Origin of the sequence: Lichenihabitans psoromatis, from assembly GCF_004323635.1 — a bacterium.
GTDB lineage: Bacteria > Pseudomonadota > Alphaproteobacteria > Rhizobiales > Beijerinckiaceae > Lichenihabitans > Lichenihabitans psoromatis.
In genome coordinates this window covers 3,919,656-3,941,205 of sequence record NZ_CP036515.1, presented here as the reverse complement: position 1 = coordinate 3,941,205, position 21,550 = coordinate 3,919,656, and the positions used below count along the sequence as shown (strand labels likewise).

The window sequence follows — 21,550 nt, the reverse complement described above, 5'->3', positions numbered from 1 at the left end:
GCTGCCGACGATGCAACGCGGCTGTCGCGACCGTAAAGGCGTTTCATCCACCGCGATCTTGCTCTATGCGCGTGGCATGACAAACCAGCCTCGCCAAAAGCCGTATCGCCTCAACGCATCCAAGCGGAGCCAAATTACCTCGTTTCTGGCCATGGATGTCTTTAGCGCGGCCGGGTTGCGCGAGCGAGCAGGAGAAAGCATCCTGCATCTCGAGGTCGGCGAACCCGGTGGCGTTGCGCCCGAGCGCATTCGTCAGGCGGCGATCCGGGCGCTGGAGGCCGGCCGTATCGGCTACACCGAAGCGCTCGGACTTCCGGCGCTCCGGGCGCGGATCGCGCAACACTATCACGACACTTATGGGGTCGAGGTTACGCCGAACCGCGTCGCCGTCACCACCGGTTCCTCAGGCGGGTTCATCCTGTCGTTCCTGGCTCTCTTCGATGTCGGGGCGCGGGTCGCGATCGCTGCGCCGGGCTACCCGGCCTATCGCAACATCCTTGAGGCGCTCGGTATCGAGGTGGTGTCCCTGGAGACGACCGTCGCGAGCCGCCACGTCGTCGCGGCGGATATGCTGGCTCGCGCGCATGCGGAAAAACCGCTGGATGGCGTGTTGCTGATGAGCCCCGGCAACCCGAGCGGCACGATGATGACGACGGATGACCTCAGAGACGTCGCCGCGTTCTGCGATGGGGCCGGCGTGGCGTTCATTTCTGACGAAATCTACCACGGACTGACTTACGAGCGCGCTGCCGACACGGCTCTCGCCTTCTCCGACGACGCCATCGTGGTGAACTCCTTTTCGAAATATTACTGCATGACGGGCTGGCGCGTCGGTTGGTTGATCCTGCCCGAGGCGCTCGTTCGTCCGGTCGAGCGCCTTCAGCAGAGCCTCTCGATCTCGGTCCCGACCTTGAGCCAGATCGCGGCCATCGCGGCCTTCGACGCCACGGCTGAACTCGATCTCATCAAGCAGACCTATGCGACCAGCCGGGCTCATCTGCTCGACGCTTTGCCGCGGATCGGGCTCGGAGATTTTCATCCCGTCGACGGCGCTTTCTACGTCTATGTCGATGTCGGCCGGTTCACCAACGACTCGGTCGCCTTCTGCAACCGGATGCTGGCCGAGACAGGCGTGGCCGCGACGCCCGGCATCGATTTCGATCGCGACCGTGGTCATCGCACGATGCGGCTGTCCTTTGCGGGCGCGCCGAGTGACGTTCAGCAGGCGGTCACGAGACTGGGCGATTGGCTGAAGCCCTAAGACGAGCCTCGACGGATCGGCAGCCCTCAAGCGTCACGCGTGGCCGAAAAGCAAATCCCGGCACAAGGCCGGGATCGCTTTAATTTTTCGCGTGCTTCAGATGACCCTCACGACCCTGTCGTGAAGGTCGCTTTGGCGCGCTGCCACCAGCCTGACCGCTTCGGCCGGTCCGGGTCGACAACCTCGGCCTCAGCTTCGGTTGCAACCGGCTCGCTCGGGTCAGCATGAGGCGTGGGCGCCTCGGCGACAGTCTCGAGCGTGGTCGCAGGTGCGGGCACCGTCGGAGACGCGTTGCTCAACGGCAATTCCGGCTGCTCGCGCGACGTGGTCACCTGTGCTGGGTGGTGCTCGGCCGTATCCGCACCGACATCACGGTCGGCGGACGGGCGGCTGAGATCTGCCGACACCTCCGTCACGGCCTCGGCGACCCGCGCACGTGACCGGCGGGGACGCCGGGCTGGCGCGACCACCTCATCGACCGGGTCGGTGGCGGCATCGAGGCTCGCCGCAGGGGATCCCATGTCGAGATCGGCCACGCTGGCGGCTGCCGCCTCCGCGCTGCGGGTTGGGCGGCGCGGGCGACGGCGGCGCGGCGCTTCGACCGGTGCGGCCTCCGCTGTCCCAGCTTCGTCCGATACGGTGTCGGCAAGCACCGCAGGTTCGGCGGTTGCAGGTTCGATAGAGGCAGAGACGGGCTGATCCGCGTCGGCCAACGACAGAACAGAAACGTCGGTCGTCGTTTCGGCGACGATCGGGTCGGCCGTGACGTCCGCTACATTTTCGACCTCGTGATCGCCGGTGCTGCGATCGACCGTAACGGCGATATCGTCGCTCTCGCGACCCTCGAAGGCGAGTTCGCCAGCCTCTTCGTCCGTGCCGTCTGTCTCGTCGAGACCGGCTTCGCCACCTTGCTGTTCACCCTCGGATGTCGCGAACTGGCTCTGATTGTCACGCCCACGCCGACGCCGACGACGCTTGCGGCGGCGCGATCCATCGCCCTCACCTTCGCTGCGCTCGCCAGTCTGGCCGTCGCGAGCCTGGACAGGTTGGGCCTCGGAGCCGGTTTCGGTCTCGACCTCTTCAAATTCCTCAGCGGCGGCGTCGAGGTCGTCTTCTTCTTGCACCAGAGCATCGATGGCGGAAGCCGCGTGGCTCACATCCGGCCGGAAGCTCAGCAATTGCGGCGGCGTCGCTTCGGCCCCCCGATCGATCGCATGATAGACCGTGCCGTTCATCAGCGGATCGGAGAAGACGTTGATACAGACACCGAACCGGGCCTCGAGATCGAGCAGGTTGGCGCGCTTCTGATTGAGGATGTAGAGCGCAACGTCGGGCCGGGTGCGAACCACGAGGTTGTAGGCGGCCGACTTGATGAGCGAATCTTCAAGCAGACGCAGCACGTGCAGCGCGATCGACGACACCGACCGAACCGTGCCGGAGCCGGCGCAATGCGGGCACATGACGGTCGACCCTTCAAGCACGCCGGTCCGCATGCGCTGACGCGACATCTCGAGCAGACCGAAGTGTGAGATGCGGCCGATCTGGATGCGGGCGCGATCGTTCTTCAGGGCGTCCTTGATGCGCCGCTCGACGGCGCGATCGTTACGCCCTTCTTCCATGTCGATGAAATCGACCACGATCAGGCCGGCGAGATCGCGCAGTCGCAACTGGCGCGCGATTTCGTCGGCGGCTTCGAGATTGGTGCGGAGCGCCGTATCCTCGATGTTATGTTCGCGGGTCGACCGACCCGAGTTCACGTCGATCGCAACGAGCGCTTCGGTTTGGTTGATCACCAGATAGCCGCCCGAGCGGAGCACCACCTGGTTCGAGAACATCGCGTCGAGTTGCGCCTCGACGCCGGATTTGGCGAAGATCGGCTGCGGGTCGCGGTAGGCGATCACGTTCTTGGTGTGGGTCGGCATCAGCAGGCGCATGAATTCGCGGGCTTCGCGATAGCCCTCGTCGCCGGCCACGATCACCTCGTCGACTTCCTTGCCGTAGAGATCGCGGATCGACCGTTTGATCAGCGAGCCTTCCTCGTAAACGAGCGTCGGAGCGGATGATTTCAGCGTCGTCTCGCGCACCGTCTCCCACATCCGCATCAGATATTCGAAGTCACGCTTCACCTCGGGCATACCGCGAGCGGCACCGGCCGTCCGCAGGATGATGCCCATGCCTTCCGGCACTTCCAATTCCTGCGCGATCGCCTTCAGGCGCTTGCGATCTTCCGCATCGGTGATCTTGCGCGAGATGCCACCGCCACGCGCCGTGTTCGGCATCAGCACCGAATAGCGACCGGCGAGCGACAGATAGGTCGTCAGCGCCGCGCCCTTGTTGCCGCGCTCCTCCTTGACGACCTGAACCAGCAGAACCTGGCGGCGCTTGATCACTTCCTGGATCTTGTAATGGCGGCGCGGGCGTGACGTGCGCTGCGGCACGTCTTCCATGGCGTCTCCGCCCAGCTGCTCGACGCCATCTTCTTCGGCGTCATTCTGCTCGGGGTCGTGATGCTGGCCGTCGCTCTTGCGGTCCTCGTGGCCGGCCTGGTCATTCTCCGCCGGCTCGTGCGCGGCCTCAAAGCCATGCTCGAAGGTCGTCACATCGTCGCGCGAGTCGTCGTCCTCGCTGCGGTCGGCATTGTCGAAGCCGGCATCGTCGGCATGGTCGACACCCTCGGTCGTCTCGGACAAAGCCTGATCCGACACTGCCATTTGCGACTCGCCAGCGTGGATCTCCGCATCCTGAAAGAGGGGGTCGGTCGGCTCATCAGCCTGGATAGCGAGGAAGTCAGCCGCGCTCGGGTCCTCGGAACCCGCCGCCTGATTGAGGCCGCCTCGCTCAAGGCCGGTTTCGTCCTGGCCGTCGGCCGCCATCGTCGGATCGGACGAGACCAGATCGCTGCCGATCGCATCGCTCGAAATCGATTCGCCGTTGGGGTTGGCGCGCTTCTCGGCCGAAGCCGGGCGATCGCCGCGACGATGCCGCCGGCTGCGCCGATGGCCACCATTGCCGTTGCCGTTACCGCTATTGTTTGCGCTGGGCGAGCGGGTGTCGTCTTCCTCGTCCTCGTGCGAGCGGGCTTCTTCGTCGAGAAGCGCCTGTCGATCGGCGACGGGGATCTGGTAATAATCGGGGTGGATTTCCGAAAAGGCCAGAAAGCCGTGGCGGTTGCCGCCATATTCGATGAAGGCGGCCTGCAAGGACGGTTCAACGCGCGTGACCTTCGCGAGATAAATGTTGCCGCGCAACTGCTTCTTATTGGCGGCTTCGAAATCGAATTCCTCGACCCGATTGCCGCGCAGCACCACGACCCGGGTTTCCTCCGGGTGTGCGGCGTCGATGATCATTTTATTGGCCATGGCGAACTCTATGGTTTGGCCGAAGCACCCCGCGCGCCGTCGTCGCCGCTGGCGATGAGCCAGGGTGCAAGACGAGACGCGGCAGGGTGCCGGCATATGTTGCTGTTATGGGGAAGAAGAGGCGCGCCGACGCTCGCTCGAGAGAGAAGCGACGACGGATCGATGGGCGCGGAAGCACCGGTCACGGACGACGTTCGGCGTCCGCTACGCAGCATCCTCGATGGCACGTGGGCGGACGACTGATCAGCTTTGGCGTGATGACCCAGGACAGGGCGAGTCATTGTCGCATACCTATAGAAGCACGATCGTCGGACCGAGATCGTGTCGTCCACATCCCAGCGGCGAAACAGGACTGACGTCAGTGCAAAGTCTCGTTAAAGAGCTTCACGCGCAAAGCCTGCACAACGAAACGCACCAAGCCGCGGAAGATTGCCGAGGGGCAAAGTACAGGTTCATGCAGGGCCAGCTGACCGCCGTACAAGGACAGACCCTCATTAGGAGCTTGACGTCGAAATGGCAAGGTTCCGGTCTTGTCTCATTTCCGCAACGACCCATCGCAACCGCGCTCCGCGCCGTTACGACCCGTTAACCACCCGGCCTTATCGCTTTAAAACGAATGTCACCGCGCATGGGGCAACGCCTCGTGGCCGAGCAACGCAGGGACGCAGGTTTGACCGACATCTCGATCAGTCGTTCGACTCAGCCGTGGATCGGCCGACGTCTGATTGCGTCAATGCTGGCAATGCTTGGTTTGCTCCTCATGCCAGGGCCGGGTTGGACCGCGCCGGACCTTTCCGAGCATGCTCCGCCCATGGCGGTCGGCTACAAGCTCGAGAGGATTGGAGCCACAACGCGCCTCAGCCTCGATCTCTCCTCATCGGTCACGGCCAACGCCACCGTGCTCGAGGCGCCGGATCGCGTCATCATCGATTTGCCCGAGGTCAATTTTCAAATCGATCCGCTCGCCGGACATCTCAAGCCCGATCGTGATCCGCTGATCCGATCGTTCCGCTTTGGCTTATTCGCTCCCGGTCGATCCCGCATCGTCATCGATCTCGCCGGTCCAGCGACCGTGGCCAAGCTCGCCACGACCTCGATTGCGGGCGGCGACCCCTCCCGTATGGTCATCGAACTCGCCAAGGTCGATCGCGGCACGTTCCACAAAGCCGTCATGATCGATGCGCCGCCCGCGCCACCGGCCAGCACGGCGACCATCTCCGACCAGGCGCCGGACGCAACGGCTCTGCCGCTCGTCGTGATCGATCCGGGCCATGGCGGCGTCGATCCCGGTGCCAGCGGCCTCGATGGGGTGGTCGAGAAGAACATCGTCTTCGATTTCAGCACGATGCTGGCCGATAAATTGAAGGCGACCGGCCGCTACCGGGTCCGCTTGACGCGCACTGACGATAGTTTCGTCAGTCTCGGCGATCGAGTGCGGATCGCCCGCGACTCCAATGCGGCCTTATTTGTCTCGGTTCATGCCGACACGCTGACGGTCAACGGCTCCGTCACGGGCGCGACGGTCTATACGTCCTCCGACAAAGCGTCGGACGCCGAGGCGGCGCGCGTGGCGGATGCCGAGAACCAATCGGATCAGGCGGCGGGGGTTCAGGCCGAACCGGAAAAGCCCGACGTCAACGACATTCTTTTCGACCTGACCCGGCGTGAAACCCGAACCTATTCGCATCTTTTCCAGCGAACCCTGGTCGGTTACTGGCAGAAGATCGCGCGCCTCAACAAAAACCCGGAGCGATCGGCGGGCTTCATGGTGTTGAAAGCGCCGGATGTGCCCTCGGTGCTGCTCGAACTCGGCTATCTGTCGAGCGACAAGGATGTGAAAAACCTGACCTCGACGGAATGGCGCGACGGCGCGACAGGATCGATCGTCAACGCCATCGACAGCTTCTTTGCGCCTCGGCATCCCACGAGCAACGGGACGGCGGCGATACCGGCGGCACCGGCCGGAGCAACGCGCACGGCTGGGCATGCCGACGAGGCCCGCGCCACGAATTGAGCAGACATGAGACGGCCGGCGCGACGAGCCGGTCGCCGTATGGTCAAGACGGTGTCGGCTGAGGGTAAGAGATCGCCATATACCATTGATCTAACAGGCGAAGGATCGGCTCGGTCATGACTGCGTCGATCTGCTGGATCCCGGCCAGGACGGCTCCGGCATCGTCGGCCGAACCGTCGAGCATGAAGGTCGGCAGGATCCGGGTCATGAAGCGTGAGCCGGCCACCCGCTCGTTGTGAAACGGCATGATGATCGCATCGTGCATCATGGCCAAGCGTACCGCCTTGGCGAGATTGCCGTCGAGACGGGGCGGCGCGCCAAAAGCGGGCGCTCCCACCCGACCATTCGCATAGTCGTCGACCGCCACCATCAGAATGCCATCCGGCCGACGAAGCCGCTCCATCGCTTTGCGCCAGACGGTGCGTGACGTTGGCAGGAGTTCCGCCGGAGCCTGGCTTCGGACCCGATGCGCGATCGCGGCGCGAGCCGCGCTGGCGGGCGGCGCGACGATCACGGCGCCGCGGTGAGGGGCATAGAAGCCGATCTGCATCTCGGTCAGCTCCCAGTTGCCCAGATGGGGAAAGATGGCGACGATGGGCCTCCCGGCCGAAAGCGTGGCATCGAGCCGGTCGCGATTGTCGATCGTCACGCGCCCGCTCCGGAGGATGCGATGACTGACCGCAAATTCGGCGAAGGTGCGGCCGATATTGGCCCACAGGCGGTCCGCCATGGCATCATAGGCACCGGGGTCTGCCGCTAGATCGGGCCGGAGACGCCGAAAAAGCGCTACGGCCCGTTGATGTTCAAGCGGGTGTTTGCGTTTGCCCATCGCGAAGCCCAGCCTCGCGCCGAGGCTCGAACAAAGGCTGATCGGCATCTTGCTCATCGCGAGATGAAGCGTCCAATCGATGCGATCGGCGGTGTTCACGGAAGCGTCTCGGCGACGTCTTCGGCCACTGCGGCGACAGCGGCTCGCCGATGTTCGATCAGCATCGGCAGGCGCTCGCCCGGTCGCAAGCTGAGCCGGCACACAGGTTCCACGACCCAATCTGGTTTGAGGCGCAGCCGCACGTGCCGCGCCAGGGTTGCGAGGCACAGTACCGCCTCCGTCAGGCCGAATGCGGCCCCCGTGCAGACGCGCGGACCGATGCTGAACGGCACATAGGCATAACGCGAGGGGATCCCGGATCCGCCGGGCATAAACCGGTCGGGCAGGAAGGTGTCCGGCTGATCCCACAGCGACTTGTGCCGATGCAGCAGCCAGGCGTTGAGGATGACGAGGTCGCCCTTCTTGACGCTGCGACCGCCAACGGTCTGATCTTCGGCGGCGGTGCGGGCCTGCAGCGGAACCGGAGGGTAGAGCCGCAACGTCTCCTCGATGATGGCGCGGCTGAAGGGAAGCTTGGCGAAATCGGCGAATTGCGCCGGGCCCTCGCCCAGCACCGCATCGACCTCCGCGTGCAGGCGACGCTCGGTCTCTGGATCCTGCGACAGCAGAAACCAGGCCCAGGCCAGCGTATTGGCGGTGGTTTCGTGCCCGGCCATGAACAACACCGCCGCTTCGTCGCGAAACGCCCGATGGTCCATGGCGGTCCCGGTATCGCCCATTTTGGTCTGCGACATGGACCGCAGCAACGAGGTCTCGGACGCGTTCTTATCGGCAAGGATCGAGTCGATCAGCCCGTCAAGAACCGTATGGATCCGCCGTGCCGCCGCCCGGATGCGGAAGCCCTGAAAGCGGGGCAGGAAATCCGGCACGCCGATTAGCGACAACACGTCCATCTGGTTGATGAGCTTCTGGTAGACGCTGAAGGCCGACACGATCGTTTCGGCGGCTTTCGTGCCAAGTTTGCGACCGAAGATGGTGGCGCAGATGATGCCGGCCGTGAGATGAGCCATGTCGGCCAGCGCGTCGATCTCGGCGCCTTCGGGCAGCGCTTTCCAAGAGGCGAGATGGGCGCCGGCGCCGGCGCTGATGCCTTCGGTGAGTTCGGGCAGTCGCGAAATGTGGGTCACGGGCGCCACGACCTTGCGACGGTTGCGCCAGATCTCCCCGTCGCTGATGAACAAGCCGTCGCCGATGAGCGGTTTCAGGGCATTCCGCTGCTGCGGCGACTTCTTCTCATAGGCGGCCGCCCCGTCGACGAACGTCTGCTTGACGGTCTCGGGGCTGTTGACCACGATGACGCCGCGTCGGAACAAGCGGTGCCCGAAGATGGTCTTGGAAAACGTTTCCTCCGGCCAAATGGCGAGAAGATTGCGGCGCGCCAGGCGCAACAGCGCCAGGGGCGGCAATGCCTTTTGCGGGCGAAGCGGGTAGGGCGGAATATAGGCAGCCATCCTGATGTATCGTCTCCTGAGGCGGGGACAGCTTAGATGACTAGCGCCGAAGCCCCAAGCGGAGAGCTGTGGCTGAAATATCACAATTGGCCGGTTCCGGCCGGTCGGGCTCTCCGCGACGGGGTGGCTGGAGGATCAGCCGCATTGACACCATAAAACTGCCGCAGCTTATCTCCATCGCCAAGACGTTAAAAAATGTCTGAAGCCCGCGCCTTCATTCCCGGCACCCGCGTTACCCGGGCAGATCGAACACTCAGTTGAAGGCCTTATCCTTATGCGGCTAATCGCCCGTTTCCTGGGTTTCGTATTTGCGACCGGTGCATTGGTGTTCGTCATCGGCGCCGCGGCGACTGGCCTGCTGATCTGGAAATACGAACAGGATCTCCCGGACTATACGCAGCTAAAAAATTATGAGCCGCCGGTGATGACCCGCGTTCATGCCAACGATGGCAGCCTCTTGGCCGAATATGCACGCGAGCGGCGGCTGTATCTGCCGTCGACCGCGATTCCGCCTTTGGTCAAGCAGGCGTTCCTGTCGGCCGAGGACAAGAATTTCTATAGTCACAATGGCGTCGATCCCGAGGGCATTGGCCGCGCCTTGATGGTGCTGCTCGAAGGCAACAAGCGCGTGCAGGGTGCCTCCACCATCACGCAGCAGGTGGCCAAGAACTTCCTCCTGACGAACGAACGCAGCTTTGATCGCAAGATCAAGGAGGCCTTGCTGGCGTTCCGAATCGAGTCCGCCTACCCGAAGGAGAAGATCCTCGAGCTTTATCTCAATGAGATCTATCTCGGCCTCGGCAACTACGGCATCGCGGCCGCAGCCCTGAACTATTTCGACAAATCGGTGCACGAGCTGTCGATTTCGGAGGCCGCCTATATGGCCGCGTTGCCCAAGGGCCCGAACAATTACCAGCCGTTCCTGCACCGTGATGCCGCTTTGGCGCGCCGCAACTGGGTCATCGACCGCATGGTCGAGAATGGCTACGTCACGCGTGCCGATGGCGACAAGGCCAAGTTGGATCCACTCGGCGTCAACCCACGCGTGTTGTCGCCCAATACCTATGCGGCTGGCTATTTCGCCGAAGAGGTGCGCCGCGAATTGAGCGAGCGCTACGGCGAGAAGAAGCTGTATGACGGCGGTTTGTCGGTCCGCACCACGCTCGATCCCAAGATGCAGGTCATGGCCCGCAAGGCGCTGGTCGATGGGCTCGTCCGCTACGACGAATCGCGCGGATGGCGCGGGGCGATCCGGCATGTCGATCTCGGGAGCGACTGGGGCTTGACGGTCTCGGAGGTGCCGCCTCTCGGCGACGTGCAACCGTGGCGTCTCGCCATCGTGCTGGACAGCAACGACGCCTCGGCTCGCATCGGCCTCCAACCGCCACGCGACAAGGCCGGCGATGTCGCGGCCGACCGCGATACGGGACAGGTGCCGCTGGACGGGATCCGCTGGACGGGCCGCAAAACCGTCAAGTCACTGCTGTCGACGGGCGATATCGTCTATGTCGAGCCGGTCGACGGCAAACCCGGCCAGTATCGGTTGCGGCAGGTGCCGGAGATTTCCGGCGCGATCGTCGCGATGGACCCCTATACCGGCCGTGTCTTCGCCATGGTGGGCGGCTTCTCGTTCGATCAATCGGAGTTCAATCGCGCTACGCAGGGGCTTCGCCAGCCGGGCTCGTCCTTCAAACCGTTCGTTTACGCGACCGCGCTCGATAACGGGTATACGCCGTCCTCCGTTGTCATGGACGGTCCGATCGAAATCGATCAGGGTCCCGGCCTCGGCATGTGGCGTCCTGCCAACGACGACGATATGGGCTCTGGTCCGCATACGCTGCGGTATGGCGTCGAACACTCGCGCAACCTGATGACGGTTCGGCTTGCCAAGGACATCGGCATGCCGCTGATCGTCGAATATGCCAAGCGCTTTGGTATCTACGACGAGATGCTTCCGGTTCTGTCGATGTCGCTCGGCGCGGGCGAGACGACGGTGCTGCGGATGGTGACCGGCTATTCGATGCTGGCCAACGGCGGCAAGCGCATCAAGCCGACGCTGATCGACCGCATCCAGGATCGCTGGGGCCATACGATCTATCGGCACGACGAGCGGGTTTGCGAAGGGTGTGATGCCGAGAAATGGTCCGATCAGCCCGAGCCGCGTCTCGTCGACAAGCGCGAGCAGGTTCTCGATCCGCTGACGGCCTATCAGATCACCTCGATCCTCGAAGGCGTCATCACGCGCGGCACTGGTCAGGCCGTGAAGGAACTCGGCCGCCATCTCGCGGGCAAGACCGGGACCACCAACGACGCGAAAGACGTGTGGTTCGTGGGTTATTCGACCGACCTCGCGGTTGGGCTTTACCTCGGTTACGATCAGCCGAAGTCGCTGGGCGCAACCGCTTACGCGGCGCAATATGCGGCCCCGGTCTTCCGCGACTTCATGCGGATGGCTTTGCAGGGCAAGCCCGACGTGCCATTCCGCGTCCCGCCCGGCATCAAGCTGATCTCGGTCGATTATAAAAGCGGCATGCGCGGCAGCGGGCAGGGCTCGATTCTCGAAGCCTTTAAACCAGGGACCGCTCCGCCCGACAGCTATTCGGTCATTGGCGACAATTCGCCGAAGGGTGCCGCTGTCGCGGAACCTGACGCGGATCGCGCAGTCGGGAGCGGAACGGGCGGCCTCTACTAAGCTGGTCTTTTGATAGACCGGAGGCGAGTGGGGCGGCTCGCCTTCCATGCGCTCGCTTCCCATGCCGCGACGTGTTATGCGGCGAGATTGTCCGGTGCGGGGGCCTGCCGCCCGGACATCGTCGTTTCAGTGACCGGCCCAGAGTTCCCTATGTCCGAATTCATTCGTGAGGTTAACGAGGAGGTCCGTCAGGACCAGTTCCGGCGCTTTCTGGAACGCTACTGGATCGTCATCCTCGCGATTGTGGTGCTCGTGCTCGGGGTCGTCGGCGCGTGGCGCGCGAATCTCTACTTCACGACACGCCAAGCGCAGGTGTCCGGGGGGCAATATCTCGATGCGCTCGATCTGACACGCGCCGGTAAGGCGGTGGAGGCGAAAGCAGCGCTCGACGCCGTCGTCAAGGATGGTACCCCGGGCTACAAGCTGCTGGCTCGGTTTCGGCTCGCGGCGGAAACCGGCCAGACCGATGCGACGGCGGGAGCGCAGGCCTTCGATGCGATCGCGGCCGATGGATCCGTCGATGCGTCGCTGCGGGATCTCGCGCGCCTCCGCGCCGCCTTGCTGTTGCTCGATCAAGAAGGCTACGCCGACATCAAGAAGCGGCTCGACCCGCTCGCCGATGCGAATAACGGCTATCGCAACAGCGCGCGTGAACTGCTGGCCATCGCGGCCTTGAAGGCGGGCCAGTCGGATGACGCCGGCCGCGCGCTCGACGCGATCGAGACAGATCCGACCACGACGGCCGCTTTGCGTCAGCGCGCCGAGGCGATGCTGGGTCTGGTTCGGGCGGGCGGAGCCGACAAGACGGCTGAGACCGCCCCAGTGGTTCCTGCCACGCCCGTGGTCGCTCCACCAACCGCGACGACGCCAGCCGTCGAAGCGCCGGCCACCCCCGATGCGCCGGTCGCAGCCCCGGCCGCATCTGTTTCTCCGATCACCCCTCCTGCGCCCGACGCTGTTGCTCCAGCCACGCCGCCAACTGACGGCACCGCCAAATGATGAACTTTTCGATCGCCATTATTGGGCGTCCGAACGTCGGCAAGTCGACCCTGTTCAACAGGCTCGTGGGCAAGAAGCTCGCGCTCGTCGACGATCAGCCCGGCGTGACGCGCGACCGGCGCGAGGGTGAGGCACGGCTCGGCGATCTTCGTTTCACCATCATCGACACGGCGGGGCTTGAAGAGAGCGAGGTGACCAGCTTGACGGGCCGGATGCGCGCGCAGACCGAAGCGGCTGTCATCGATGCCGACGCGATCTTCTTCATGATCGACGCGCGTGTCGGCCTGACTCCGGTCGATCGGCACTTTGCCGCCCTGGTGCGCCGCGCCGACAAGCCGCTGATCCTCATCGCCAACAAGGCCGAGGGCAAAGCCGGGACGGCCGGCGCCTATGAGGCGTTCGATCTCGGCCTCGGCGACCCTGTGGCCTTGTCGGCCGAACATGGCGATGGGTTCGCCGAACTCTATGACCGTCTCCTGCAGGCCCTGCCGGAGGCGACCGCCATCGAGCCGGAGAAAATCGAAGACGCGACGCAACGTCCCGAATTTGATGACGAAGAGGATGGGACTGAACTCGACCTGTCGAAGCCGCTCAACATCGCGGTCCTCGGACGACCCAATGCCGGAAAGTCGACGCTGCTCAATCGGATCCTTGGTGAGGACCGTCTGCTGACCGGCCCGGAGCCGGGCATCACGCGAGACGCGATCGGCCTCGATTACGAGTGGCGTGGTCGCAAGATCAAGATCTTCGATACGGCAGGCTTGCGGAAGCGGGCGCGCATCGACGACAAACTCGAGAAGCTCGCGGTCGCGGATGCGCTGCGGGCCGCTCGATTTGCCGAAGTCGTCATCGTGCTGCTCGACGCAACGATCCCGTTCGAGAAGCAGGATCTGACGATCGTCGATCTGATCGAACGCGAGGGGCGGGGCCTCGTGATCGGCCTCAACAAGTGGGATCTCATCGAGTCGCGCGGTGCCAAGCTGTCCGAGTTGCGTGAGGAAGCCGACCGGCTGCTGCCGCAGGTTCGGGGAACGCCGGTCATTCCGGTTTCAGGCTTGAACGGGCAAGGGATCGACAAACTGCTCGAAGCCGTCGTGAAGGTCCACGAGGTTTGGAACAAGCGGATCTCGACCGGGAAGCTCAACCGTTGGCTGACGGCCACGATCGACACGACACCGCCGCCTGCTGTCAGCGGTCGACGGATTAAGCTTCGTTATATGACGCAGCCGAAGGCCCGCCCACCGAGCTTCGTTTTGTTTGGCAATCAGTTGAAGGATCTGCCGACGTCCTATCAGCGATTTTTGATGAACGGACTGAGGCAAGCCTTTGATTTGCCGGGTGTTCCGATTCGCCTTTCGCTCCGGCAGGGTGATAATCCCTACGACAAGCGCAAGAAATACTGAGGATCAGGCCGGAGCCGAAAAGCTCATGATCTTGTTGGCCGGGAAGTCGAAAAGCTTGCCGGTCTCAGTCCAGGTCGGAACACAGAGTTCGACGATCCGCGGGCTGAGGTCTTCGGGCGCCTTCAGTGTCTCCGGATCTTCGCCCGGCATCGCGCTGGCGCGCATGCGAGTCCGCAGCGGTCCTGGATTGACCGCCATGACTTTGACGGCCGACGTCGTGGCGGTCTCGGCCGCATAGGTTCGCATTAGCGCGTCGACCGCAGCCTTCGAAATCGCATAAGGGCCCCAGTAGGGGCGCAACTCGGCGCGATGGCCGGCGCCCGAGGTGATGAAGACGGCGCGGCCCGCATCCGAGGCGCGCAGGACCGGGTCGAGCGAGCGGATCAATCGCCAATTCGCCGTGACATTGACGGCCATGACGTCGGCCCATTGCTTCGGTTCGACATGGCCGAGCGGCGTGATCGGACCCAGAATACCCGCATTGGCGACCAGAACGTCGAGCTTCCCCCACCGCTCGTGGATGGCGGCGCCGAGGCGATCCAGAGCGTCGAAATCCTTGATGTCACACGGCACCAATGTCGCTTCGGAGCCGATCTCCCGAATCGCATCGTCGAGCTCCTCGAGAGCACCCTGCGTGCGACCGAGCGCGATCACATGAGCGCCGGCGCGCGCCAGATCGAGACAGACCGCGCGCCCGATGCCCCGTGTCGCGCCCGTGACGAGAGCAACACGCTGATCGAGTGGCTTGTCCATGATGTCTGGTCCTTGTCGAGCCACGACCGTCCGGCCGCGCAACGATGATCGATGATGCTGTCGGTCCGGAGAGAAAGCGCGATGCGCTCTAGCTGGCTTCCGCCAGCATCGACAATTGACGGACGTTGGAATCGCCGCCGTTCATGTCGACCAACCGCGTCGGGTAGTCGCCGGTGAAATAATGATCGGAGAATTGCGGGTTAACGGGGTCGCGACCCGCATAACCGGTCGCCCGATAAATTCCTTCGACCGATAGAAAAGCCAGCGAATCCGCGCCGATATAATCCCGCATGGCATCAAGATCCATATGGGCTGCCAGCAGCTTGTCCCGGTCGGGCGTGTCGATGCCGTAATAATCGGGATATTTGATCGGCGGCGACGAAATGCGGAAATGCACCTCGCGGGCGCCGGCGTCGCGCATCATCTGAACGATCTTGATCGAGGTCGTGCCGCGCACGATCGAATCGTCGAGCAGCACGATGCGCTTGCCTTCGACAGCGCCGCGATTGGCACTGTGCTTGAGGCGGACGCCGATCTCGCGGACCGACTGGCTGGGCTGAATGAAGGTGCGGCCGACGTAATGGTTCCGGACGATCCCGAGTTCGAAGGGGATGCCCGATGCCTGGGCGAAGCCGAGCGCCGCCGGCACGCCGCTGTCGGGAACTGGCACGACCACATCGGCGTCTGCGGGGCTTTCGCGCGCGAGCTCTGCGCCCATGTTCTTGCGGACCGCATAGACGGAGCGACCATGGACGATCGAATCGGGTCGGGCGAAATAGATATATTCGAAGATGCAGGGTCGCATTTTCTGCGCCGGGAAGGGCTTTAAGCTCTGCAAGCCTTCGTTGGTGATCAGCACCACTTCGCCGTTTTCGATGTCGCGCACGAAACGTGCCCCGATGATGTCGAGCGCGCAGGTCTCGGAGGCGAGAATGTAGTGACCATCGAGTTCGCCGAGGACGAGCGGCCGGATGCCGAGCGGATCGCGCGCGCCGACCATCATATTATTGGTGAGCCCCACGAAGGCATAAGCGCCCTCGACCTGGCGCAGCGCATCGATGAATTTATCGACGAAGCGCGGTTTGCGGGATCGGGCGACGAGATGAAGGATGACTTCGGTGTCGGATGTCGACTGGCAGATCGCGCCGTCGCGGATCAACGCCTTGCGGACCGTCAAACCATTGGTCAGATTGCCGTTATGGGCGATCGCAAACCCGCCGGCATCGAGTTCGGCGAACAGCGGCTGAACGTTACGAAAGATGGTGGCGCCTGTCGTCGCATAGCGCACATGGCCGATTGCGGCCCGGCCCGGAAGACGCGCGATGGTATCGGTGCTCGAGAAGTGATCGCCGACGAGCCCGAGGCGGCGCTCCGAATGAAAGCGATTGCCATCGAAAGCGACGATGCCGGCCGCCTCCTGTCCACGATGCTGCAGAGCGTGCAAGCCGAGCGCCGTGATGGCAGCCGCATCGTCGTGGTCGAAGATGCCGAAGACGCCGCATTCCTCGCGGAGTTTGTCGGCGTCGAGGTCGAACCCGTCCGCCCCGTAGGTTTCCGTCAACGCGCTGGAGGGGGACGACGTTTCGGAGGGGTTCATCAAGCTGATCCTTCGGTGCCGGCTTGGCTTGTCGCGTCTATATAGCCGGGAACCGGGGTTCGCGTAAGATCACAACATTATGAAAGTGGCCGCGAGGAGCAGTCATGCGCGGTTATTACGGTTTCTTCGCCGCCGGTGTAGCGGCGGGTTTGCCGAGGATCGTATCGAGCCGCTGCTTGTCGGCAGTCGTCAAACTGGCGGGGCCGGTGGTGGGCGCCGCATCGGTTTTCTTGCCCGGCACCGACGGATTGGGCGAGACCGCCTTGCCGTCGTTCTCATCAGCCGGCACTTCCTCGGACGGGTTTGTCTTATCGCGCTTCAGCCGCTTCAGAATCGAGTTTTCCGCATCGTTCGGCAGCATGGCCATCATGTCGTCGCCGGTCATCTGCAGCAGCGGCCGGCTTTTGGCATTGGCGACCCATTCGGGTTGCGACTTGGCCGGAACCAGCCAGTTGAAGAAGAGAAACGCAACGACGCCGAGCAGAAAACCGCGCGCCGCCCCGAACACGAAGCCGAGCGTGCGGTCAAGCGCACCAACCTTGCTGTCCAAAATCGCATCCGAAAGCTTCACGGTGATGATCGACACCACGATGAGGGTCGCAAAAAACACGATCGCGACCGCCACAACCTCGGCGATCGTATCCTTCTGAATGTAAGGTTTCACAAACGGCAGCAGCAGCGGATAGAAATAATAGGCCGAGACGGCAGCTGCGGCCCATGAGGCGATGGCCAAGACTTCTCGCGTAAAGCCACGCACCATCGACAGAAGCGCCGATATGAGGACGATCGCCAGCAAGGCAAGATCGAGATAGGACGGCATGATGAGACCTCTTGCTGGACAAACGACTGTTGAAGTCTCAGGCGACCCTGTGATTCACCACTTCGCGGTATAGCGAAGCGATCAGAAGGCGTCATCATCGCGGCCGCGCTTTCTTGCCGCCGCGGCTGCGGTTTTCGAACGCTGTTGCTCGCTTCCGTTTGCCGCGATATCGGCCACGAGCGCGCTGATGTGGTTGAGCGTGCGGACCGGAAGGGCCGTATCGGCCTCCTTGCCGGCTCTTTTGGTCGTCGGGGTCGCCGCGGCCGGTGCGCTCGGCGCGATCGCATGAGAGAAGCCGAGTTTCGCGGCTTCCTTCAGTCGGGCATTGCTATGCACGACCGGGCGCACCGCCCCGGACAAGCCGAGTTCGCCGAAATATACCGAATCGGAGGGCAGGTGCGCGCCGGTCAAGGACGACAGCAGTGCCGCCGCTGCCGCGAGATCGGCCGCCGGCTCGCTGATCTTCAAGCCTCCCGCCACATTGAGGTAGACGTCGTGTTGGCCAAGCCTGACCCCGGCATGGGATTCCAGCACGGCGATTACCATCGCGAGGCGGTTCGAATCCCAACCCACGACCGCGCGGCGCGGCGTCCCGAGTGCGGTGGGCGCCACGAGGGCCTGAAATTCGACCAAGAGCGGCCGCGTGCCTTCCATGCCGGCGAAGACGGCTGTCCCGGCCGCATTGGCGTCGCGGCCCGAGAGAAAGAAGGCCGACGGATTGGTGACTTCACTGAGGCCTTCGCCCGTCATCTCGAAGACGCCGATCTCGTCGGTCGGCCCAAAGCGATTTTTCAGCGAGCGAAGGATGCGGAAATGATGCGCTCCATCGCCTTCGAACGACAGCACGGCATCGACCATATGTTCGACCACGCGAGGCCCGGCGATCTGCCCGTCCTTTGTTACGTGGCCGACCAGGATCACGCAGGCTCCCGTCGTCTTGGCGTATCGAATGAGGCTCTGCGACGCGCTCCGGACCTGTGTGACCGTGCCGGGGGCGGCCTCGACGGCCTCGCTCCACATGGTCTGGATCGAATCGATCACCACAAGGCCGAATTTGCGGCCTTCGCTGAGCGTCGCGACGATGTCTTCGACGCTGGTGGCGGCGGCGAGTTCCACGGGCGCGCCGGATAAGCCGAGTCGCTCGGCGCGCAACCGCACCTGGGCCGAGGCTTCCTCGCCTGAGATATAGGCGACACGGACGCCGGTCCGGGCGAGCTTGGCGCAGGCCTGGATCAGCAGCGTGGATTTGCCGATGCCCGGTTCGCCGCCGATCAGCAGAACCGACCCCGGCACGAATCCGCCGCCGGTCACACGATCGAGTTCACCCATGCCGACGGGGGTGCGCGGCGGTTCGGCAGTCTCGGCCGACAATCCTTCGAGCGCGAAGAGGCGGCCTTTGCGAGCCTTCCGCGCAATCTGTCCGCCAATGCCTGAGACGGCGCTTTCCTCGACGATGGTGTTCCACTCGCCGCAGGCGTCGCATCGGCCCTGCCATCGGTTGCTGACGGCGCCGCAATTCTGGCAAACAAAGGAGGCGCGCGGCTTTGTCATCGCTGGCGAGACGCTTTCTTGAGGGGAGGCGGTCCAAAGAGGCTGTGGCCTCAGGATATGGCGTCGATCCCGGCTTCCCGATAGACGCGCTGATAGCGTCGCCCGAGATTGGTCAGTATCTCGTAGCCGATCGTTCCCGTCTGCGTACCGAGGTCGTCGACCGTGATGGTCTGCCCAAGCAGCTCGATCATGCACCCGGCTTCGGCGTTGCCCTCGGGAGCGTCGGTGACGTCGACGATGCTGAGATCCATCGACACGCGGCCGATGAGACGGCAGGGCCTGCCGCCGACCAGGGCCGTAGGGCCGTCCCCATGCCCGATCGTCATGGCGTTGCGCGGGAAACCGTCCGCATAGCCGAGCCCGATCGTGGCGGCCCGCGTGCGGCGCGGCGCGATCCAGCGGCCATTATATCCGACCGGTTCGCCCGCCTCGATCCAGCGTGTTTGCAAAATCTTCGCCGAAAGCGACACGACCGGCTGCATCGGATTGGGTCGCCCTGGTGTCGGGTTGCCGCCATAGAGCGCATACCCTGGCCGAGCGAGGGCATAGATCGGCCGCGACTCGAGAAAGAGGCCGGATGAGTTGGCCAGCGAGGCTGGATAGGATTGCAGAAGGCCCTGGCGGAGCTGGTCGAAGCGCTCGATCTGCTTGGCATTGACCGGATTGTCGGGCTCTTCCGCGCTGACGAAGTGGCTCATCACAACGTCGATCCCCGCAGCAGCCAGTCGGTCCTGATCGAGCCCCAGGGCCTCGTCCGGATCAAACCCGAGGCGGTTCATCCCCGTATCGACATGAAGGGCGCACCGAAGCGGCCGACCCTGCCGCCGTGCGGCCACGAAGGCGTCGAGTTCGGCGGCCGAACCGATCACCGGGCTGAGGCTCGCGCCGTGGAACAAGTCGGTCGCGACGGCGGTGGGATGGAACCCGTTGAGAATGAAGACGCGTGCGGTCGCATCGCCGAAGCCGGCCTGACGCAGGCTTGCCCGCGCCCTGGCGCCTTCCGACACATGCGCCGTGAAGAAGGTGCGGCAGCCGGCGCGAGCGAGGGCCGCGACAGCTCGCTCGATGCCGATCCCGTAGGCATCGGCCTTCACGACGGCGCCGCATTCGGCCGGCGCAGCGCGGCCCGCGAGAATGCGCCAATTGCCGGCGAGCGCATCGAGATCGATCGTCAGAACGGCTTGGCCGTCGGGCGGGACGCTCACATCTGCACCGGAAGATGGTCGTCGCGCACGCGATCGGAAAACCGCGTCACTTCCGCGTCGAATTGCAATACGACCGTTCCGGTCGGCCCGTGGCGTTGTTTACCGATGATGACCTCGGCTATTCCATGGGCCTGCTCCATGTCGGTGAGCCAGGTCGTGAACTCCACCGTATCTTCGCGCGGCTGCTTGTTCTTGAGGTAATATTCCTCGCGATAGACGAACATGACGACGTCGGCGTCCTGCTCGATCGACCCGGATTCGCGCAAGTCGGAGAGTTGCGGCCGCTTGTCGTCGCGCGATTCGACCTGACGCGACAGCTGCGAGAGCGCAACGACCGGCACGGCAAGTTCCTTGGCGAGCGCTTTGAGACCCGTCGTGATCTCGGTCAGTTCCTGCACCCGATTGGCATTGGCGTTTTTCGAGCCCGACAGCAATTGCAGGTAGTCGACCACGAGGACGTCGAGACCCCGCTGCCGTTTCAGGCGACGCGCCCGAGCGGTCAATTGCGCGATCGAGATGCCACCCGTGTGATCGATGTAGAACGGGATGGTCTGGATCTGCCGAGCCGCATCCGTGATGTTGTGGAAGTCCTCGTCTGTAATGTCGCCGCGTCGGATCTTGTAGGATGCGACGCCAGATTGTTCGGCGATGATGCGGGTCGCCAGCTGTTCCGACGACATTTCGAGGCTGAAGAAGCCAATCACGCCGCCATTGGTGGCCGCATGGGTGCCGTCGGGCTTCACCTCGAACTGGTAGGCCTTGGCGATATTGAACGCGATATTGGTCGCGAGCGCCGTCTTGCCCATGCCGGGCCGACCCGCCACGATCACGAGATCCGATTGCTGCAGCCCACCGAGTTGTCGGTCGAGATCGTGCATGCCGGTCGAAATGCCGGAGAGCTTTCCGTCCCGCTCGTAGGCCTTGGCCGCGACGTCGATCGCATGCGTCAGGGCGGTGGAGAAGCTCTGAAAGCCGCCGTCGTAGCGACCGGTTTCGGCGATTTCGTAAAGGCGGCGCTCGGCTTCCTCGATTTGTGCCCGGGGCGATAGGTCGACCGGGGCGTCGTAAGCGACGTTGACGACCTCCTCGCCGATCGTGATGAGGTTCCGCCGCGTCGCGAGATCGTGGATCGTGCGGCCGTAATCCGCCGCATTGATGATGGTGGTGGCTTCAGCCGCAAGCCGCGCAAGATATTGCGGCACCGTGATGCCGCCGAGATCATGCTCACCCAGGAAGGTCTTCAGCGTCACCGGCGTCGCGATCTTACCGGCCCGGATCAGGGCCGCCATAACCTCGAAGATGCGGCGGTGGATCTCCTCGGAAAAATGCACCGCCTGCAGAAAGTCCGAGACGCGATCGAAGGCGTCGTTGTTGACCAAGATCGCGCCCAGCAAGGCCTGTTCCGCCTCAACGTTATGGGGCGGAATGCGGTAGGTGTCGGTGGATGCTGAAGGCCCGGCGCCATAGTCGCCGCGGCGCTGAAATGATTCGACGATCGCCATGGAAATGATTGTGTCCCTTCGGGATCGTTCGCCTCAAGCGTGATTCCACGTCGA

General features: G+C 63.7%; 14 protein-coding genes. 5 read left to right on the top strand and 9 right to left on the bottom strand.

From position 1 onward, the window contains the following. The first annotated feature begins 76 nt into the window (after window positions 1-76). Window positions 77-1,261: a pyridoxal phosphate-dependent aminotransferase gene (locus tag EY713_RS18370; protein ID WP_131117774.1), complete on the top strand. Its 1,185-nt coding sequence runs from the start codon at window positions 77-79 to the stop codon at window positions 1,259-1,261. A gap of 107 nt (window positions 1,262-1,368) precedes the next feature. Here EY713_RS18370 and EY713_RS18365 read toward each other — a convergent pair whose 3' ends face one another. After that, window positions 1,369-4,620 (bottom strand): Rne/Rng family ribonuclease, encoded by a 3,252-nt coding sequence (locus EY713_RS18365; protein WP_131117771.1) that lies wholly within the window; start codon window positions 4,618-4,620, stop codon window positions 1,369-1,371. Between the two features lie 733 nt (window positions 4,621-5,353). On the opposite strand from EY713_RS18365, the gene EY713_RS18360 reads away from it, so the two are divergent. Beyond that, window positions 5,354-6,634, top strand: a complete 1,281-nt coding sequence (locus tag EY713_RS18360; RefSeq protein WP_245572781.1) for an N-acetylmuramoyl-L-alanine amidase — start codon at window positions 5,354-5,356, stop codon at window positions 6,632-6,634. A 43-nt stretch (window positions 6,635-6,677) separates the two neighbouring features. Here EY713_RS18360 and EY713_RS18355 read toward each other — a convergent pair whose 3' ends face one another. Both EY713_RS18355 and EY713_RS18350 read right to left on the bottom strand, forming a co-directional pair. After that, window positions 6,678-7,562, bottom strand: coding sequence for a lysophospholipid acyltransferase family protein (locus EY713_RS18355; protein ID WP_131117766.1), 885 nt, complete (start codon window positions 7,560-7,562; stop codon window positions 6,678-6,680). Beyond that, complete coding sequence (locus EY713_RS18350; RefSeq protein WP_207388201.1) at window positions 7,559-8,974, bottom strand: cytochrome P450; 1,416 nt, start codon at window positions 8,972-8,974, stop codon at window positions 7,559-7,561. Before EY713_RS18350 ends, EY713_RS18355 begins: the two co-directional genes overlap by 4 nt. 274 nt (window positions 8,975-9,248) lie before the next feature. On the opposite strand from EY713_RS18350, the gene EY713_RS18345 reads away from it, so the two are divergent. The 3 genes from EY713_RS18345 (at window position 9,249) to der (ending at window position 14,068) form a co-directional block, all read left to right on the top strand. Continuing rightward, window positions 9,249-11,666 (top strand): penicillin-binding protein 1A, encoded by a 2,418-nt coding sequence (locus tag EY713_RS18345; protein WP_131117763.1) that lies wholly within the window; start codon window positions 9,249-9,251, stop codon window positions 11,664-11,666. Between the two features lie 150 nt (window positions 11,667-11,816). Next, window positions 11,817-12,665, top strand: a complete 849-nt coding sequence (locus EY713_RS22960) for a tetratricopeptide repeat protein (RefSeq protein WP_131117760.1) — start codon at window positions 11,817-11,819, stop codon at window positions 12,663-12,665. Next, window positions 12,665-14,068: a ribosome biogenesis GTPase Der gene (der, locus tag EY713_RS18335; protein ID WP_131119922.1), complete on the top strand. Its 1,404-nt coding sequence runs from the start codon at window positions 12,665-12,667 to the stop codon at window positions 14,066-14,068. The genes EY713_RS22960 and der overlap by 1 nt, the downstream gene beginning before the upstream one ends. A 3-nt stretch (window positions 14,069-14,071) precedes the next feature. On the opposite strand, the gene EY713_RS18330 is transcribed toward der, so the two are convergent. The 6 genes from EY713_RS18330 to EY713_RS18305 all read right to left on the bottom strand — a co-directional run bounded on the left by EY713_RS18330 (window position 14,072) and on the right by EY713_RS18305 (window position 21,496). Continuing rightward, the gene (locus tag EY713_RS18330; protein WP_131117758.1) at window positions 14,072-14,821 is read right to left on the bottom strand and encodes an SDR family NAD(P)-dependent oxidoreductase; all 750 of its coding nucleotides are present in this window, start codon (window positions 14,819-14,821) and stop codon (window positions 14,072-14,074) included. Window positions 14,822-14,909: 88 nt separating this feature from the next. After that, complete coding sequence (gene purF, locus EY713_RS18325) at window positions 14,910-16,418, bottom strand: amidophosphoribosyltransferase (RefSeq protein WP_131117755.1); 1,509 nt, start codon at window positions 16,416-16,418, stop codon at window positions 14,910-14,912. A 115-nt stretch (window positions 16,419-16,533) separates the two neighbouring features. Then, window positions 16,534-17,238 carry a CvpA family protein gene (locus tag EY713_RS18320; RefSeq protein ID WP_131117752.1) on the bottom strand — a complete coding sequence of 235 codons (705 nt, stop codon included), beginning with the start codon at window positions 17,236-17,238 and terminating at the stop codon, window positions 16,534-16,536. An 81-nt stretch (window positions 17,239-17,319) separates the two neighbouring features. Beyond that, on the bottom strand, window positions 17,320-18,789 hold the full coding sequence (gene radA / locus EY713_RS18315) for a DNA repair protein RadA (RefSeq protein ID WP_131117749.1): 1,470 nt from the start codon (window positions 18,787-18,789) through the stop codon (window positions 17,320-17,322). 50 nt (window positions 18,790-18,839) lie between these two features. After that, entirely contained in the window at window positions 18,840-19,994 is a 1,155-nt protein-coding gene (alr, locus tag EY713_RS18310; protein ID WP_131117746.1) for an alanine racemase, read from the bottom strand. Continuing rightward, a complete protein-coding gene (locus tag EY713_RS18305) occupies window positions 19,991-21,496 on the bottom strand; it encodes a replicative DNA helicase (protein WP_131117743.1) in 1,506 nt (501 codons plus the stop codon). The genes alr and EY713_RS18305 overlap by 4 nt, the downstream gene beginning before the upstream one ends. Window positions 21,497-21,550: the final 54 nt, after the last annotated feature.